This window comes from Mameliella sp. CS4, from assembly GCF_019392335.1.
Taxonomy (GTDB): domain Bacteria; phylum Pseudomonadota; class Alphaproteobacteria; order Rhodobacterales; family Rhodobacteraceae; genus Antarctobacter.
Genome location: NZ_JAHXRQ010000247.1, coordinates 1 through 247, shown reverse-complemented (window position 1 = coordinate 247; position 247 = coordinate 1). Strand labels below are relative to the sequence as shown.

The 247-nt window shown below is 68.8% G+C and carries 1 protein-coding gene; it reads right to left on the bottom strand.

The features are described 5' to 3' along the window. Positions 1 to 64 precede the first annotated feature (64 nt). Positions 65 to 247: NAD-binding protein (locus KZZ07_RS27265; protein WP_219520156.1), on the bottom strand; the 183-nt coding region annotated here is incomplete at its 5' end.

Here is a 247-nt window from a genome sequence, read left to right as displayed (position 1 = left end):
AACATGAGGCTCAGGTTTGCGGCAAAGCGCGGCATTGTCTTCGAACTCCCTGCGCTCGATCCGGCTACTTCTGGCCCGGCAGCTTCGCGCCCGAGACCTGCGCGTAGAGCCGCGCCACCGAGGCGTCGTCGTCCCGGCCCATGCCGGCGCCGGACGCCATCAGGAACATCTGCAGGGCCGCCGCCGCCACCGGGACCGGGTACTTCTCGGCCCGGGCCATGTCCTGCACGATGCCGAGATCCTTGAC